This window comes from Microbulbifer sp. HZ11 (genome assembly GCF_000708675.1).
Classification (GTDB): Bacteria; Pseudomonadota; Gammaproteobacteria; order Pseudomonadales; family Cellvibrionaceae; genus Microbulbifer.
The window spans coordinates 1697111-1715822 of the sequence record NZ_JELR01000002.1 but is presented as its reverse complement, the minus strand read 5'-3'; the positions used below and the strand labels follow the sequence as shown (position 1 = coordinate 1715822).

Here is an 18712-nt window from a genome sequence, read left to right as displayed (position 1 = left end):
CTCAATTGTCACCAAAGAACGCGGCGTCCGACCGTTCCAAGGTAGGAACAATGAGAGTTCGATCAAGATAGCGGTTTCCACGCTCACAAGACGTCTCGGATACAAAACTGCAGGCATGGCAGGCGGCGGCGTGCAATGATTGATCTTTTCCGGGGTGGTGTTCGGAGCACAGGGGGTCAGAGGAGCAAATCCTGGCTCGGTTCAATGCCTGATCTAGCAGTCGCCCCAAGCTCCTGGGCTCACCAAGATCGACCAAACCACCTAGCGTCCCATCTGAATCAGCAGCAGCGGTGTAGATCAGGATTCCAGCCTGGGGAGTGTCACCGCTGATGTCAGCATAGATACGCTCTCTGATACTTGCCGCGTTGTACCCGCATTCGAGAGCAAGCTCGCGGATCAAAAGGTGTGCGAGTGTATGCAACATGACATAGCGAATACCGGGAAAATCATCGTTCGGCTCAAGCTTTCTTTGCGTTCGCCAGCCTTTATGGCCTTCAAATATCTTTCCACTAATCTTTTTGACGGCATCCAGACTTTCCCAGCGCTTCAGCTCCTCCTCATGGAACTGAATGAATACTCCTTCGCCATGCACTTGAGTCGCAGGCACCCAGTCAGGCGGAGACTGGCACAGTTTTGCCATGTCTGGACCACCTTCAGCACCTGCGGCTCCTTCTTGAGCCTCCACTCGAGTAAATCCAATCAGCGCATTGACTTCCCTGAGCCTTTCCAGCAATAGGACTTTCTTAATTTTATGTCTGTAGGCGCGAGGAGCTTCAACGCTACGGCTCAGAAAGTGCGGCCAATCTGTCGGAGGATTTGGATTGGTCAGAACTTCCCACTCCGGGCCCTTGATGTCGGCCTCCGATACAGTCTCTTCTTTCTGACCTTCCTGTATCAGTTTCACGATAACCCAAATGTCTTTTGGCTCGTGTTTCTCGATTCCAGGTAATGCGCTGGTCTTCTTAAGCGTCTTGACTATGGTCTTTACTTCATCTGCCGACTCAGCGTCCTCGAAGTAATTCCAGCCATCCTGAACGAGCTGTGAAATAGGGTTCCTCGTCAGCGGAATGGCAAGTGCCGACAATGTGACTGGAAACCAAGCATTGGTTGCCCCCAGCAATACAGCACGAGAATCCTCATCACAACCAGCTTCGAAAGTTCCTAAGTGAGGATGCCTACCGCGGCAACTAGGCAGGTTTTCCGCACCCTGCTTGCCAAACGCACGCGCCATATTTCTCGACGCTCCGCATGCATCACACTGCACTTTCAGGTTTTCTGTTTGTAGCGACGCACCGCTCTCGAAGAATCGCAGGGTTCCTTTACAATCTGAGGGCCCACTATGTACAAAGTAATGCCATGGAAAGTCATCAAGATGTCCATTGCGGCATGCCAACAGGAAACGGGCAGGAACCGCATCGGCATCTCTTGCGGGCTTATCGCCTTTTGATCCGGTGCAGCCCTTGTGCACGAAGCGTGTTTGTTCTGGTCGATAAAGGCTCTCTTTCAGGTCAAACAGACCGACATCAAATTCAGACAACAACCCACACTTGACGCAACGAAGCCATCTGGGGAAAGGCCGGACAGGTACACCTATCCGCGCCTCGGCCGAGTATGGATCCACATTCTCAGATTTGTGGAATGGTGGAATTCGTAGAGTTTCAACCTGTTCACCAAGGATCTTTCGTACAGCAGATAGCAGTCGAGCCTCTTCCACCGGCCGACAGCGGTCCCTGTCCCACTTGTCGATTCCCTGCGTTATTACTGAAAGGCTCGGCAAGTCTATTAGGGCCCCCGGGCCATAGGTCCAAAGTAATTGGCTAGGTCTCACTTCGCCCACTGGGTACTTTTCGGTATGCATCATTCGTCACCCTCTTGATCGGCAGGCGGTGGCTTAGGCATCCAGTGAGGGTTACCCGTTAGTTTTCCAGTATTCATCACAAGTCTGACTCCTGGCTCGACCTCACGCATCGACATAGGTACCGTAAAGTCATCCCAGGCTTTGATACCTGGCGGTTTCAATAATGGATAAATGGTGGTCTTCTTGGGGCCTCGTTTTTCATAACCCAAATCTCGCCCGCCTACTTTGGCCTCATTCGCCCATTCGTCCAGTCGATCCTTGATCTCTTTCTTGGCCAATTCTTCGATATCTTCTCGCTCCGTTACATTCTTCGCGCGAGACGCCAGTATCTGCAATGCTGCTTGCGGCTCAGGATCACTTGGTTTTTTCATCTCCTGAGCACCCAGAATTGGGCTTAGCTTTTCATTGGCCAGCCGCATGAAACTCAACATTGTCCCCGTCAAACCACGATCCATAGCCCGGGGTGAGAATGGGGTAACTGATTGTGCTTCGACGTGCTTGTAGAAGGTTGCGTGGTAATGCTCGAAGGTCTCGTAATGGGATAGATCTCGCGGGCGCGCCCAAGTGAGCACTGTACACACGAGTCCCGGGGACTGGCGTCCTACACGGCTTGTCGCCTGAATGTATTCAGCCGTACCCTTTGGCTGCCCATTCACTGCCATCAGGCCTAAACGGTTCACGTCGACCCCCACAGACAGCATATTCGTCGCTAATACCACGTCGATCGCCCGCGTATCCCCCTCCTTCCAATCGGTGACGTACTTGTTGCTGGTGGCATCAAGTCTCGTCTTGAACTGGACCTCCAGTTGATCGAGATTCTTCGGGATGTCATGACTAGAGATACGCGAGGTCAATTCGCAGATGTTGTTTACGCTCCGCTGTGCCAACCCTGGGCGGTCGACGAGGCTCATCTGCACGCGATAGGAACGCGTTTGAACATCGTCCTCGGCAAGCCGCTTCATACCGCCAAGCTCACGCAGGGAGTTGAAATAACCAACCGTCGTGAGGTAAGGGTCTGCCGCACTGCCGAAGCGTTCGAATAGTTCTTGAGAGGCCGTCAGTAACGCCGTATAGACACGAATCAACATGGCCGGGCGTGAACTACCCGGAGAACAAATACCGAGGTAACGACGGCCCGGCCGCTCCTCTATCGGGCGCTGCACTGAGAAGAAGTTGTCTTCGATGTCCAGGCCGTGCGGCGGGAAGACGGACACTTTGCGCATGAATACGCCGTTGACTTGTTCCGCCGCCTTACGGACGGTTGCAGTAGATGCAATGATCTTTGGCCTGACAGGCTCGCCATCCAGATCCCACGCGGACAGCTCGTCCACCGCCGTCTCGTATAGCCCCACCATGGTTCCCAACGGACCGCTTATAAGGTGAAACTCATCCTGAATGATCAAGTCTGGCGGTCTTATTGGCATGATTTGCCGTACTTTGGCTGCTGGCAGGTGCCTCGCCGCCCGATGATTTCCTTCACAATCGGCATCCGGCCACAACAAGCCGTGTCGCGGACACTCCCTATTGGCACGGCCAAACAGGGTCCGCACCTGACCACGCCAAGCCATCATGGCAAACTTGTCGACCGTCGCGATCATCATCGTCGGTGGGCGGTGGTAGATTTCGTCATCCACCACCAGAACCGGTATCCCGGGGTGATCAAGCATGGCTGATTTACCACGAGAAAATTCACAGTGACTCTTCTTGTCACCACAATAGATAGTCGTTCTACCAGCCGCCTTATCCACTTCGATATCACGGCCTGGAGCCACCTCACCGCCACACCACGGGCAACTAGTCAGCTGTGCCGGGGACGATGCCCCCGCATCCCACTTATCAGGATCCCGAATATTCTTGATTGCTTCGTGACTTTTTTCAGTCGTACCCGGCGTTACTTTGTTTCCGACCCACAGCCCGATGGTGAAGGGCTCAGTACCCAGGGACTGATCGCCATTGTCTACAGCGTTACGGCGCATGACCTCCATGGCACAGATCAGCGTCGTTGCGCGCTGGAACTGCTGAAGTGTCAGGAGGCGCAACGTGTAACGCATGACAACAGCTAGACCACGACTGCTGTCATAGCCACCCAAATTACCTTGTAAGCGGCGGATGAACATCGTGAATGCCGCAACGCCCAAATAGGCTTCGGTCTTACCACCACCCGTGGGGAACCACAGAAGATCTGCGTAGGCTTCGATTGGCTGGGTCCGATCACTGTGAGCCGGATCAGCCAAGGACGGAATCGACAACAGTACGAACGCCAACTGGAATGGGCGCCATGACCGGTTTTCCCTCTTCTCAAACTTCTCGAGCTTCTCTGATTTCTTTCTGCGCTGAGACAGCGCATACATACTACGGATGCGTTGACTCGCCATGGCCAGGTTGGCATTACGAAATGCCATCAGGGCGTGATCGTTTTCAGCTAGCACCTGAACGCCTTCCGCCAAACGCCGATGTATGGCTCTACACCTGTCTAGTGTCTCTTTGGCCTCCTCGTCAAAATCGAGGACGTCGCTACCTATCCGCTGGTCTTGCTCTGCGATCCATGACTGGTAGTCATCCGTCAACATCGACAATCCCGACACCAGCTCGTCCCGATCCAATTTGGCCAGGACCTCCATGTCGAGATATCCCTTGTCGATCATCTCGCGCATGGCCTGGCGATCCTCGGGATTCTTCCCTGGAGTCTCGGTTACAGGTACCTCGTATTGGGGCATGACCGCTGTGCGAACCTCGGTGGCGTGCTCGACGTTTTCGACATCAGCCACTGCATGAATCGCAACACCGTGCCCTACGGCGAACTCCACCTTCTTCCGATAGATCATCTCCAACGCTTTTCGCTCGTGATCATCGGAATCATCAAGTGAGATAGGCTTGCGCCGGAAGATCGCTTTTTCTTCAGATTCTTGCGGCGCCCGAATCTGAATTTCCGGCTGGAACAACCACTCGCTGTCCTTGTTCGAATCGGGCTCTTCCTGTGCATTCACCAAGAACAGTGTGATCAGTCGGTCACCATTGGCATTCTTTTCCCGAATGTTGCCTTGGATCCGGACCCCTGGGTAATCGTTGTCCAGAGCCTGATGAGGCACAGCCCCCGCTTGCATGGGCAGAGTGATACTGCCGCTACAGGGAATACGCTTCCAAACCTTGGGCTTTACTTCCTCTTGCTCGACACCAACCACATTCCCATCGGCGTCCTTCACCTTCTTGTTGACGATCTTCCGGTGTTCGTGCTCCCACAGCCTCTCGTAACGTCCCCAGCGGGCCTCAACCTCGATCGAATCCACATCGCCGCTCACACAGAAAGTGATGCCTATGCTGGAGGGAATCAATGACTGATTACTAGCCGCATCGATCTCGTCGGCACTATCGGCCTCCGCCTCGATCTTTCCCGTCGTGGAGTTGAACTCAGCTCCCGGCTCATGACTCAAGCGACTGGGAGCATTCTTCTCTAGGGTCTCGATTATCTCTTCCGGCTCATCGGACTCTTCATTGGCGAGAGGGCCATCCAGCCCTTCGATACTGCCCTCTTTCTTACTGTCTCGTGGCGCAAGCCTACCCACCAGATACCGATCGCGAACACTCATGTCCACGATCTCTTCTTCGGGGCCGTTGGCAGGCCCCAAGAGATCATCCATCACCGCCAGCTGCAAAAGCTCACGTATATAGGCTTGATCCTCGATGCGAGGCACTTCGGCAATGGTCTTTCCCGATAGCTTGGGCAGACCCGCAATGAAATCAGCCCAATCCAGTCGAGAAACACGATTCGAGGGCGTCGAAATGGATGCGTCCGATAGAGGCTGTGGTGAATCGAATGCGAAGTACTTGTCGAAATAGAGAGTGGCGCCTTCGAGAGTCGATCGAATTCGGTATAGCTTACCTACAGCAACGGCATGCAAGGATTCACTGAGCACTAAAACCCAGTCGTCCTCGCGCATGGCCTGATACTTGGCTCGACTGCCCGGTAAGGACAGTGAATATCGATCAAGCGCAAAGCCATTCTTCGGCTCTACTTCAATCGCCAACCATGCATTTGCACCTTTTTCGTTGCCCATCATATTTGTCAACCTTCATTCATCGAACGCATAAATACCTTCCGGGTCTATTCCGGAGTTGATCATTTCGTACTCTGTCAAGAATTGTGTGGCGGCTTCAGAAGCCCATTCGGGAAAAGGCTGGTTCTCGCGAATGGCATATAGCCGTCTTGCACAAGCTTCGGTATCTATATATTGCTCAAGCCAAGCAGGATTCAGACGTGGCTGACGGCGAACGGCCCAATCACCAACGGTTTGAGATGTCGTATGCTGCAAAAACTTATTTAGTAACTCAAAGAGACCTTGATCGGCTTCTATCGCTCGAGTGCAACATTCACGCACCTCTTCCTCTCCACCCCATAGCCGCCATGCCGCAAGAATTCCTGGCAATTCTTTTTGATCAAGTAATTCAGACTCCTTTGAATTCCCTCGAATTCGTTCAATCCAGATCGATTTAAGAAGCTCAACTTCTGCGGCCTCCAACAAGGACACAACAGAAGAGTCAGCCGCCTTGGAAGCTTCCTCGTCAAGAGCTCTAATTAGATATCTTTGACAGGCTACAGCTCTACCATTGCCAATAGCTGCTTCCATTACTCCAAAGCGCTGTTCGGCATCAAGCCGCTTCAACAGGTGGTAGACAGGGCGTGAGACACGAGAAACGTTTCCGAGGTCAAACATTCCTCTTTCATCCGCAGGGTCGATCAACAGGTCACCGACATCCAATAACGCCTCGATAAATGAAGGCACCCGGTCCAAGGGGATGTCCTCCTGGACATAATCCATCAAGCGCTCCAGAATCTCCCTAGCCATAGAGATTCCATCGGGTCGCCGGTCCGCTTTGGCCTGAATCAAATGCGCCTTGAAGACATCGGGATCACCTATAGACTCAATGAATTCGACCATCCTGCTTCGGCTCACGGCGCCCGATGGCAAAGACAGCCTGAAGTAAATTGGAAATAGGTCTGGATGACAGACTCGGAGATCCTTGCGCCACTCTCCCAGCCACTCCGCGCCATACTCCATGCTACCGAGCCTGGGAAAGAGGCGTCCCATCAATGCTTCGACGCCGTCTCTCCATTTTCCAGGCAAATCACCAGACCAGCCGTTATAAAAGTTTTCCTCTACCTGACGATCGGCCTGTGATCGACCATTAGGCGTATGACCCGCAAATTTCTCTGAATTAGCTCGAATAGTGTCATATAGATTCGGAATGAATACTCGCAACGCTTCCAGAGCAATGAAATCAACTGGATTCACCTCACCCTGGACAGCTGGATACGTTACTGCCAACGTATTAGAGAAGCGTACGATGTCACGCGGAACCTGGATCAACGTGTCAATACCGTCATTGAAAGTATTGACCCAGTAGCTTTTATCGAAGAGACCGTCTGGAGTCTCAATCAGAATTTCATCCAACCGTTTAAACAAAGCTGCCCGCAAAGCCACACGATCAACGGGAGGAATCTCAAAGGGTACCTGAACGATCTTCTCCAGATAGCGCTCTCCTGGCAAACCACTCTGTTGCTCAATGGCTCGCGATGCCACCTCTCTGTCGAACGCGAGCAAATAGATGACATTGGGAAAATCTCCCAACGCCTTGATAACCGTGAATAACTGACGGGTTTCTTCCGGTGCAAGGCGATCAATATCATCGACCACAACGAGGATTCGCTTTCCGGCGTCGTCAAGTATCTTACTAATCTTTGACTTGATTGCTGGAACGTCTTTCGGCTTTGACTTTCCAAGTCTACCGATCAATTTTCCAACCTTGCCGCCAGCTCCACCCGTGACACCAGAGAGGTCAATTAGACCACCTATACTCTCGGCGAAATCTCCAAGGAGGCCGCCAAGCTTTTTAAACTTGTCGCTCTTACTCGGTAGTACTGCTTGCAGCTGCCCCAAAAAGGCTCGAGCCAGGTTTTCCTGACCAGAGAACCACCATGGATTGAATGTCACGATTACAGCCTGTTGCTCTGCGGGACGCTGCCCTAAGTAGTGGCGAACATAACAAAGCACCGTGGATTTTCCAGAACCCCAAGGCCCATAAAGTGCCAACACCAGCCCTTCCTTGCTGGCATAGTTGTGAATACTGTTGGCCAGACTACTTGCAAAAGGCGCGTGGCCAAAAAGATCCTCCTCTGGATCTGAACTCGGCCGATCCCCCGAAAGCGAACTCATTCATCACCTCGCCCAAATATATCCAACTGCGGCTTGGGCTCGGCGACTTCTCTAAGATCATCCCCACCCAATGTTTTTTTCTCGTATTTCTTGATAGAAACAACCCTTCCCACTTTGGCCTTGGCCGATGACTCCATCTCATGCCGCTCCTTATTAAGCATTGCCAAGCGGTATAGCAGCTCTTCCCTTGCAAGCTCACTGATCGTAAATCGTATATTTTTACCCTCTGGAAGATAGCCTACGCTATCGAACCCATGTTCCAGATCAATATCATCGAAACCATACGCTTCAAGCACAGCGCTATTAATTTCCGCCTGGACTGCTCGCAGAGTTTTCAGTTCTTCACTCTGGAGGGCTGGGTTATGCAGATCGTTGTAGAACTTCGTCATCCCCTTATCATTGGATTTCATGTACTGACTTCGAATTTCAAAAAACTTTTCACCGAGTTCAGAAAGCCGCACGTGTGTGTCCGACAATACGCCGTCAGGAAAGGGGAAGGTCTCGAAAATGTCACCATGCGTATAACGGAGATCTTGTTTCATTCTTGACCCATGCTCCCACGCCCAAATGGCATGTAAATCCGATGACAAGCAAGAAAACAACGCATAGCTCTGACTAGCGACCACGCAGAGAGTGTTTGCGTAGATATAGGTATTCGGTACAAAAGTGAAGCAAGGATACTTTGTTGCTCCAGTGGCAAATACTAATACACGATCTAGAGGCGGTTGGTTCTTATCCCAATTTTTTGGGTGTCTCTCAAAGTCATGCCCTCTTCCAATGAGGTGGAATAGCTCAGGTCTTGGTCTCAAATATCGCCACCAATTTTCCCGCGCTCCTTTGTCTTTCCCCTTTTCCCTTTCACCTTTAACATTTGCCACAACGTAATCGTAAGCGCTGCCATAGTTCTTTGCCTTTCTTTCACTCCAATCAAAGAAGCTGATGACCTTCCTTCCCGGGTTATGAGTGGGAGACTGATTGACCTCCCTCCCAATCAAATAATCAAAAACCACTTCACAAGATTCGTCACCACGGCCCATCCAATCTGCATAGGTTTCATTGTCTACGATGAACCCGTCACCGAGAATAATTGCGCCCTGGAATACCAAACCGCTGCTTTGCTTCAACTTTACTGGTTTCCAATTTTCACGCTGCGTCAACGCCGAGCTGATATTGTTGACGCGTCTTACACCAATATGCTTCGCCCCAAGCCATTTGCTCGCGGAAAAAAACACGCTGCTCGTAACGACATTCGCTTCACCTTTCCAGTCGACATTCGGATTAGCTCTATAGATGACCGAGCCAGTTTCTAGAACCGAATCCAGCCCCACCTCCCGGGTATTGCCTTCCGAAATAGTGTTGACGGCAATGAGTCCGAAAAAACCTTCACGCGCTATGATCGATTTGGCCCTGATGAAGAAGTAAGCAACCAAGTCAGCCGATCCTCGCTTACCGTTAGCGATCGTTTCTACCAAATAGTCCCGATAGCTGTCGCCCATGGCACCAGTGATCTTTTGCCCACCTAAGAATGGTGGGTTGCCTACGATTGCATCAAATCCATGCTTGTCTCCCAGAAAGACCTCAGGAAACTCCAGGCACCAATGGAATGCTTTACGTGCTTGCTTAGCATTAGGCAGGCCGTCATTCAAGGCTGCCCGGGCTCGCCGCCTCAATACTTCAACTGCATCTTTTTCACCCTCAAACGCCTTCCCAGCTTCGATCGCAAGTATGGCGACGTCGCTCTTCTTGCCTGCGCCCTTTAAGGTCTCGCCGACTAAGCCATCCGCAACCAGCTCCGGTAGTTCCAATTTATCCCTAGCTTGCTGATCCAAATGCGCCATCACTTCGACGTCATGGATATCGAGTATTTGGCGTTGGCGCAGCGCCATGCGTAGCTCGATCGCCTCCTTGACCGCACCTTCTACTTTGTCGGAAAAAAGTTGTCTACTTACCCCGCCGCCTTCACTGATCTTGGACGGCTGCATGTTGAGGTAATGAAGCTGATCGAGATTGGTGATACCCAGAAGGCTATCGCCGTGACGCAGATTGTGATCAAGGAAGCCGAAGGGACGCCCCTTCGCAAGAGTCACCAACCAAATAGAGAGCTTAGCCAGCTCCACGGCCAATGGGTTGAAATCAACACCATAAAGGCAGCGCTCGCTGATCAAGCGGCGAGCTGTTACCGAGCGCTGTTCGGCATCTTGTGTAAGTGGCTCTTGGGCATTGAGCTGATCGACGACTAGACCGTCGACCGTAACCGAGCTGCCTTGAGCTTCTGTCTGGGCCCAAGCCTCCAATAATCTTTCCGACAACCAGCGGCACACCTGGACGAGGAAAGCCCCAGACCCCATGGCGAGATCACAGATCTTTAGGTCCAGCAGCTCTGCAGGAGATTTCAGCTCCCAGTCTTTGCGCTCCCGTCCCTCCGCAGGCCCGACATAGACCAATGGCTCCAGTGTCTCTTTGACGATGGACTCCGTCAGGGTCTTGGGTGTGTAGTGCGTGCCGGTTTCACGGCGGTCACTACCCGTCGCCACCATAAAGGCGTCTTTTGGGTAGATCAGTGGATAGCCCCAAGGGTCGATTCGCATGAAATGGTAGTAGGGCGCCAAGCGGTCACGTAGTTCTTGATCGCCATGGCAAACCGTCAACAATCGATCTTTGTCGACATCAGTGACGGTTTTGGCCAAGTCATTCTTTACGCGTGAGGCAGAACTACCGGTGCGTTCCTGTAAGAGTTTCGCTACGGCCTTGTCGCCATTCAAGTGGGCGTCTTCCAGCTCACCCCAAGTCAACCAGGGTTTCTTTGACTTCTGAGTGGCATCCAGCTCCAAGGTGACGTCTTCGGCCCGAATTACGGTACGCTCCAATAGGCCCTCGTAGACGTAGCCTATCTGTTCGACATCAAGCGCACGGTAGGACAAGGTTCTGCCCTGAAAGAGCTGGATCGCATCCAGCAATAGCAGAACGGTACGGTTGTCGATGGGCAAGGGCTGGGCCGGGTCATGCCGCCAATCCGACCCCTTGGCACGCCCCTCGAGAAACGGGAAGCGGTCTGGATCGAACAGCGACCCGCCCAAGGCGGGCATGCGTAGTTTCTCATGCTCCACCCCGCCATAGACGGCACGGAAGATAGCGAGTAACCGCGACCAGGCATCGCGGCGATGAGACAAGATCTCTTCGGAGTGGAGGCCTGCCTGTTCCCGCAATTGCATGCGCAGCGTGGATACGGCGTAGTGCGCCTCGTATCGCTCGTCTCCCAGCAGTAACAGATCCCGTTCTTCGGCACTCAGCAGGAACACCAAGCGCATCATCACCGTCAAACCGGCTTCGTAGAGTTCCGCGGGCTCTACGTCGCGCAGCAGCTCCCGCCCACGATCCTGATCCGCCCGGTCCAGGGCCTGGACGAGAACCTCGACAGCGCGTCGCACTTGATCGCCGAGCGCATCGGTGACCTCGTCTTGATGCTTGAGAGATTCGTCCAACAGCGCAGGTAGTTGCTGGCTGGGATCCAGAAAGAACCTGCGGATGCCCAGTAGATTGACGAAGGCTTGCAAGGTTATCGGCTCTTGTCCCCACAAGCGTGCATACCAGCTAGCATAGGTAGTGACACCGCCCTCTGGCGCATCGATGAGCATCCAGCGCTCGCCATTGGTCAACAATCCCAGGCGCACCTTGGTCGCCCGACACAACTGAACCATGCGCTCGACTGGGCTGGCCGCCCACGAGTCTGTCTTACTGACCGCTTCTAGATCGGCACCAGCAGGAAGAGTCTTGATCAGCAAACTTGGCAACTCGCCTTCGGCCGCCACCACGGCAAAGTCGGGCCGAATGGTGACGTCGTGCTCCGGCAGCTCGAGCTTAATGTCGGCCCCAAGGAGGTTTGTGGATTTCAGAACGTCGGCATCATCGTCTTCGTCCAACTCAAGCCCCTGCTTGAGCACCAGATCGATCCAAGCTTGGTGCAACTCCGCGAACTGTGGATCATCACCATCTTGGGCTTCCCGCCACTCGTCATAGGCTTGCCGCAGCAATTTTTTCTTCTGCGGATCCAGCTCGTCCAACCCCTGGGGAAAGTGTGCCTCTAGCACCCCCTCCGCAAGAAAGGGGCCAGAGACTTCGAGCAGTGACAGCCATACACCGTGGGATTTCTTCTCGTACATGATTACTGCTCCTGCTCCACGTGTTCGGCGAGTGATTCCGGCACCAATAGGATTACCGCGACAGGGAATGTGTGCTCGGATGGCTCGGCGAAGCGTCTGGCAATGGCGGCGACTTCGTTCTCTCGCTCTTCGGGGATACGGGCCAATCTTGCCTCCAGCGCCTGCGTGTCTCGCTTGAGCTGGGTACGCTCGACCTCGGTGAGATCCTCGAACGTGAAACCCAACTGCTCAGGTTGCTTTTCGGCCTTCAATTCATTGCTGATGGTTCTTTCGAGTTCATCGAGCACATCGTTGATGTCTTTGGTCTCTTTCTCCTGCTGGATACGCAGGGTATTGGCCAAACTCTTCAAACGTTCATTTGCCCTGCTATCGACCGCGGATTGAACGGAGCCGATAACCCGGTCGAATCGGGTCTTGAGCGCAGCCGTAGTCGCATCACTGACTCGACAAGGCGATGACTCGCTCAGCCATCGCCGGACTTCGCCAACACGCGGTTCTCGCTTGAAGGCGTCACCTGATAGGAATCCACCCGATTCGATCAATTCTTCGTGAAGGCGGTGGTGGTTACCACCGGTAATGACCAAGCGTGAGAGTACGACGACCGCAGGCCCTTCCAATTGATCGTCTGGCAATGCCTTTACGGCGACACGATGGAGTTTCTTGACGTCTTCTTGTGCCCAGACCTCGGCACGCAACAAGCGGAGACACATTTGTACCAAGCGGTGGTTCATGTGCACCAATACGACATCATCGCGACCTTTGGCTACTTCATGGTCGAAAGTAATCGGACGTATTTTATGAGTGTGCGGGTGTTCCAGCCCCTCGGCACAACGCGCCCAGGTGCCTGAAAGCGGAGGCATTTCGAACACGGTGCCAGAGGGTGCTCCTGCTAGCTCGATCGACTTCAGGCGTGGCTTGTCGGCCAACCGCAACGCCGTGTCGACGGCTGCTTGGATGCGATCTGGTGTGAGATGAAAATCTTCGCGGGTTTCGATCAGGCGATCATGCAGCTTCTGGATACGCTCCTTCAGTCGCGCGTCTGCACGCATATAGCGCTTGGCCGAAGCCATCTTTTTCTCGGCGACGGCGGTTTCGAGTTCATTTCTCGTACCCTCCAAGACCTGAGAAATCTGCGGTTCGATCAGGGCATTCACGCTACCGAGGTCTTGGCGCATCGAGTCGATCTTGCGAAGTGCACGCAGGATGTCATCGGCGTGGCCGCCAATTGCGCCCTTGGACGTATCCGCGTCTACCGGGTGCCAAATGAAAACTTCTTTCTCTCTTTGACCGTGACGATCGATACGGCCGTTACGCTGCTCCATGACATTGGGGTTGTATGGAATCTCAAGGTGGACCAGATAGTTACAATGGTTCTGTAAATCGATACCCTCGGAGGCAGCATCGGTCGCCAAAAGGATTCGAACCTCTGATTGATCAGGGTGCGCCTGAAACGAAGCCTTGATGACCTCTCTGTCCTGATGATCCACTCCCCCATGCAATATGGCGAGGCGCTCACCGCCGAAGTCATGACTGGCGAGAAAGTTGTGCAGCCAATCCAGGGTCGTCCTGTATTCGGTAAAGAGAATGACGCGCTTGCCATTCCATTTACCATTCTCCTTAAGGTGAGATTCCAACCAGTCGAGGAGCGCCTGAGCCTTACTATCCACTTGGTTCATGGCGGTCTGTGCCCATGCCCGCATGGGCGCCAAAAACTTGCTCTGCTGTTCAGTCAACGGCGGCACCCGGCGGCTGGCCTCTTCCACGGCTTCGGCCTGCGCCATTTCATAGCTTTGATCGTCGGCATAGTCTTCCTGAGACTTGGCGATCGCCTTACGAAGGATTCTGTCGCCGATGGCATCTTTCTTCTTGTCTTGAGGACCAGAATGAATACTGTTGACGTGCTTTTCCAGCGTCGATGCAAACGCAGCCGGCGAAGAAAAGAGTCGCTTCTTCAGCAAGTTGTTAATGAACTTGGTACCGAATCTTGCTTGGCTGCCCTGGGCAGAATTCATCCTCGCTTCACCATATGCCTGCAATAGCCGGTGAACCTCTCGCTCTTGCTCGGTGTAATCAACCCCAAGCGCTTTTAGTTTGCGCTTGGGATAAAGCGGGTTACCGTCCTTGTCTTCCAAGTCCGTCTTCAGCCGCCGGATCATGACTTGTGCCAGTTGAGCTTCGTCCGGCAATACGTTTCGGGCGAAACGCTGGTCATCCAATAGCTCGAGCAACGAGGTGAACGATTCCGTATAGCCATTGTGGGGAGTAGCAGTCAGGAACAAACGATGCTGGAAATGAGGCGCGATGGTACGAATCAGCCTCGTTCGCTGACTCTCTACGGCATACTTGCCTGATCCGGAGGGGGCTATGTTATGTGCTTCGTCGACGACCAATATGTCGAACTTACGTGGGAACGTTGGGTGTACCGGGAGAATGTCACGCAGTAGCCGCATCGCTTCTCCCGCCTTCATCCAGTCCATGGAACAAATTAGGCGAGGGAAAGATGTCCAGGGGTTGGCATGGATCCCCCGATCACGTCGTAGCTGCTTGACGTACTCGGTATCGACGATCTTGAATTCGAGCCCGAACTTTTCGAGCATCTCCACTCGCCACTTTTCCTGGAGGGACGCTGGGCAAACCACCATAACGCTGCGAGCCCGGTGCCGCAGTAGCAGCTCCTGGATTGCCAACCCGGCCTCAATGGTCTTTCCCAGACCAACGTCATCGGCAATCAATAGATTGGCGCGAGCAAGGTCAATTGCCCTCACCAGGGGATCAAGCTGAAAATCCTCGATACCGACGCCGCTTCTGAAAGGAGCCTGTAGGAAACCTCTATCTGCATTGGTGGCCGCCCCCCAGCGGACCGCATCCAAAAAGGCTTCGAGGCGTTCGGAATCGTCATAGCCGGTAATGGCCGGAAGTCCTTTCCGCTCGATGACGTGGGCGCCCGGCTCTATCTCCCAGACGACTTCGAGCTCTTCACGCAGCGCGTCTTCGTCTATCGAAGTCAGTTTGACGAAATGCTGGCGACTACCGTTGAGTGCGACATCCTCAGACTGTGTGGTGTCCGCCACGATCCATTGGCGGCGCCGTACCTCGACGAGCTGCCCTGGTTCGGGCGGATTGGAAAAGGACTCGGATACTACCTGCGCCGATGTTGCGCCCACTCGACACCCCCTTACTGCTTGAATTTTCTGCTCGACAGGGCTGCCACAATCTTGTCTGCAGCCTCTTCGGGCGCTTCGTGTTCCCAGACCCGGATGACCAACCAGCCTTCGGCTTCCAAACGTCGGTTGGTATCCTGATCCCTCTTCTTATTGGTGTTTATTTTGTCGCGCCAAAAGGCAGCGTTGGCCTTTGGCCAAGTTCCGTGTTCGGGGCAACCGTGCCAAAAGCAGCCGTCGATGAAGACTGCAACTTTGGCTCGTGTAAAAGCGATATCCGCTTTCCTCCGGGGCTGAGTGAGTACCGTATAGTCAACCCGATAGCGCAGACCACGGGCGAATAATAGCCTCCGAACCTTCAATTCCGCCCCGGTATCTCGCTGCGCCGTAGCCTCCATTCGCTTGCGTGCTGCAGGGGACGAAGGCTTGGGCGGTGAACTCCGGGGCTTTTTCATCAAATCAGCTGGCTATGCCGACTTCGTCCAAGTGTACTTTGATGCTCTTGGCAATGGCCTGCCCGAGGCCAACGGGAACGGCGTTGCCGATCATGCGCCCGAGGACTTTGAAGTGGATCGGATCTCCCTTTGCGACAAACTTGTAGCTCTTAGGGAATCCTTGTAGCACGGCCGCTTCCCGCAAAGAAATTGCTCGATCCTGCTCAGGGTGCCCAAATCTTCCATTGCCAAAACCGAAGCACTGGGTAGTCATCGTTGGGGAAGGCTTGTCCCACTCCATGCGCCCATAGACCCCGGGATAAGTTCGTCCGCTCTCCGCCTTGTGGCATTCTGCAACCAAGTGTTTCGGCCAATCCTTCCATGTGCCGCCAGGCTTTGACGCTCGAATACGTTTGAGATTGAGAGGGCTCAATTTCGCAGCGACATGCAACTTGTCCCTGGCGGCGGACTCTCCGGCATTCAGAGGTGGCAACCTCCCAATCACCTGCCTTACCGTCCGAGGCTTACTGTGAGTTCGATCAATCATGCGAATGGGGCCATAGAGCGACGCCAATAGGACCATGCGTCGCCGAGTCTGCGGCAAGCCGTAATGGGTACTGTCGACGATTTCACTCCACACGTGATAGCCCAGAGCCTCGAGGTCAGCCACGAAATCGTGAAACACCTCGTGCTTCTCTACCGTAGGAACATTCTCCATGGTGACGATATCCGGCATGGTGCCTTCCACCAGTCGAGCGAACTCATAGAGCAAGCTCCAACGCCCGTTGCGCTTGATGTCGTATCGCTGAGAGTAGGTAGAGAACGGTTGGCAGGGCGCGCAGCCAGCAAGAACCTTGACCTTGGCGCGGCCAAACAATCTTTCAAGCTCTTCGACAGTCAAGTCACTGACATCCCTCTCCAGGAACTTTGAGTCATTGTTCGATTCGTACGGATATTGGCATGCGCCATCCAGATCGATTCCCGCAGCAACCTTCAAGCCTTCCTTTACGAACCCGTGGGTCAACCCACCAGCACCACAAAAGAGATCTACACAAGTCATCGCCATAAATGTAATCCTGCCCCAACAACCCCGGAACGATCAAAAAACCAACAATTGAACACTCTATCTTGTATGCAAAGCTACCAGCATTGCTGGCTCATACGTGAGTATCCAAGATGGCGAGGAAATGCCACATTTTATGAAATCTCATACGTCTGTGTAACTGGTCGATCGACTGAGTTTACGTATACACAATCAGGAAGAGATCGAAAAACATACAGCCTAGATATCATTAAAACAATGTACGTTCCGTATGAGTTTGCCACAGAGCAAATAAGACGCTCATGCAAACCTGTCATTGAAAATGCCTCATTACCCATTGCGGCTGCTCGAATATCAGGCACCCAGACAACATTCCGAAACCGATTAGCAGTAGACCCTTGACTGCTTTATCGACTATACCCATTAACCACCGCCACTCGCGAGTATCAACTAATCTTGGCTCGCCTCTGAGAAATGACCCACCTCTGTAGCCTTCCCTACAGTCCTGACTACCAGGGGACGATAGCTGCATTTCCATGGTACGCGCTCTGCCATCCAGGCTGCTCTGATCAGGCTTGAGCCGTGGCCTCAAGTCAACGACATTGCGCGTATTTGCGTCTCCATGATATCCCTTTGCCTCAAGTACAGCTGCTATAGCATCCCCCCATATGAGTATCGGATCACCTGCTTCCAGTATTCGTCCATATTTTTTTGCTACAGAGTGGATCTCAGCTCGAATTTGCTCCCGAAGCAAACTACTTTTTTGCCTAGTCACAGGTCACCTCCTGCCGTAAATTTTTTCTGTCAGCCCTGCTCCACCTTTAGTAAGAACACCTTGTGTACGAAGCCAACCTCAGAGAACGATGCCGATACCGAAGAGATCGCTCTCAGCTTTTTCACATGCACTGGCCCAGGACTCATTAGATTACTCTGCACCAAAAGCTCTTAAGAGACGAGCAAAAGGCAATCAGGACTGCCAAAATGGTTATGAGCGCCGCCGTCCGCGCTGCTCTCAGCCCAAACTCGGCACTCAATGCAATGCGATAGGCCAAGACGATCAAAGCAGAATGATGCCGAGCAGTATCAGGATCAGCCGCCATTCACGGTAGCTCAACCAGCTATAGGCAGAGCGAAGCGGCCAGATTTTTCAAAAGGACTAACCCAAGCAATTTAGTGTTGGAAAACCAGCGAAACTCCAAGTGAATGTGATCAGCGAAAACTAATGCATTTGAAATTGAAAATTTCCAAACCAAAAGATAAAGTAACTTTTCTTCCGTAAATTCCCGGTCAGCTGCTTGCCGGTTTTCACATCGTTAAATACTTCTCACCAGTTTGCCATTCTTTAGCGATTTCCATCGCTACAGCAGACACCAATCGTTAACATGATTCTTTATTGGGAATCAGCGTTACTGCACGCGTCCGACGCTATAACTCCCGATTGACCCGCCCCAGTGGACTACTTGTGCGCAATGTAGCCGCTCATTCCACGGCGTCATTGCCCCAACCTTAGATCTCTGATCGCAGTATTTTGCTGGGCGTCGAAGCATAGTGGCCAGGATTACCAGCATCAGATGGTCAACATTCACGGAATGAGATCCATAACCTGACTGTACAGTTACGATGAATTACTGAAGAGCGCATGCGGACAGAGCACGATTCATCCATAGGATATATCGACGTTAGTGAAGTTAGTGAAAATAGGTATAAATGGATAATATTTGTATAAATGCAGCTTAAGAGACGCTTTGCCCCATTCAATCTAGGACTTGATCATGACTGGACTGGACTGGATTGGACTTCAACATTTTCAAGAAGAATAGATCGACAACGGACACATCATTACCT

At 52.9% G+C, this 18712-nt stretch carries 7 protein-coding genes; all 7 read right to left on the bottom strand.

Annotation, left to right across the window (positions count from 1 at the left end; genetic code table 11):
- Position 1: 1 nt before the first annotated feature.
- From drmB to AU11_RS14840, 7 genes are read right to left on the bottom strand one after another with little or no spacing between them, the layout of a single operon-like run.
- A complete protein-coding gene (gene drmB, locus AU11_RS14870) occupies positions 2 to 1858 on the bottom strand; it encodes a DUF1998 domain-containing protein (protein ID WP_231492038.1) in 1857 nt (618 codons plus the stop codon).
- Entirely contained in the window at positions 1858 to 5916 is a 4059-nt protein-coding gene (gene drmA, locus AU11_RS14865; RefSeq protein WP_043320051.1) for a DISARM system helicase DrmA, read from the bottom strand. The genes drmB and drmA overlap by 1 nt, the downstream gene beginning before the upstream one ends.
- A 12-nt stretch (positions 5917 to 5928) precedes the next feature.
- Entirely contained in the window at positions 5929 to 8070 is a 2142-nt protein-coding gene (locus AU11_RS14860) for a P-loop NTPase fold protein (protein ID WP_043320049.1), read from the bottom strand.
- The gene (locus tag AU11_RS14855) at positions 8067 to 12230 is read right to left on the bottom strand and encodes a DNA methyltransferase (RefSeq protein WP_081848143.1); all 4164 of its coding nucleotides are present in this window, start codon (positions 12228 to 12230) and stop codon (positions 8067 to 8069) included. Before AU11_RS14855 ends, AU11_RS14860 begins: the two co-directional genes overlap by 4 nt.
- 2 nt (positions 12231 to 12232) lie before the next feature.
- Positions 12233 to 15394, bottom strand: a complete 3162-nt coding sequence (drmD, locus tag AU11_RS14850) for a DISARM system SNF2-like helicase DrmD (RefSeq protein WP_043320048.1) — start codon at positions 15392 to 15394, stop codon at positions 12233 to 12235.
- An 11-nt stretch (positions 15395 to 15405) separates the two neighbouring features.
- Positions 15406 to 15846 carry a very short patch repair endonuclease gene (locus tag AU11_RS14845; protein WP_081848142.1) on the bottom strand — a complete coding sequence of 147 codons (441 nt, stop codon included), beginning with the start codon at positions 15844 to 15846 and terminating at the stop codon, positions 15406 to 15408.
- A 4-nt stretch (positions 15847 to 15850) separates the two neighbouring features.
- Entirely contained in the window at positions 15851 to 16891 is a 1041-nt protein-coding gene (locus AU11_RS14840; protein WP_043320045.1) for a DNA cytosine methyltransferase, read from the bottom strand.
- Positions 16892 to 18712 lie beyond the last annotated feature (1821 nt).

What these genes read in the sequence shown, in the direction of transcription:
- drmB (WP_231492038.1), bottom strand. Translation starts at nt 1,858, where the DNA reads ATGCATACCGAAAAGTACCCAGTGGGCGAAGTGAGACCTAGCCAATTA.
- drmA (WP_043320051.1), bottom strand. Translation starts at nt 5,916, where the DNA reads ATGATGGGCAACGAAAAAGGTGCAAATGCATGGTTGGCGATTGAAGTA.
- AU11_RS14860 (WP_043320049.1), bottom strand. Translation starts at nt 8,070, where the DNA reads ATGAGTTCGCTTTCGGGGGATCGGCCGAGTTCAGATCCAGAGGAGGAT.
- AU11_RS14855 (WP_081848143.1), bottom strand. Translation starts at nt 12,230, where the DNA reads ATGTACGAGAAGAAATCCCACGGTGTATGGCTGTCACTGCTCGAAGTC.
- AU11_RS14845 (WP_081848142.1), bottom strand. Translation starts at nt 15,846, where the DNA reads ATGAAAAAGCCCCGGAGTTCACCGCCCAAGCCTTCGTCCCCTGCAGCA.
- AU11_RS14840 (WP_043320045.1), bottom strand. Translation starts at nt 16,891, where the DNA reads ATGGCGATGACTTGTGTAGATCTCTTTTGTGGTGCTGGTGGGTTGACC.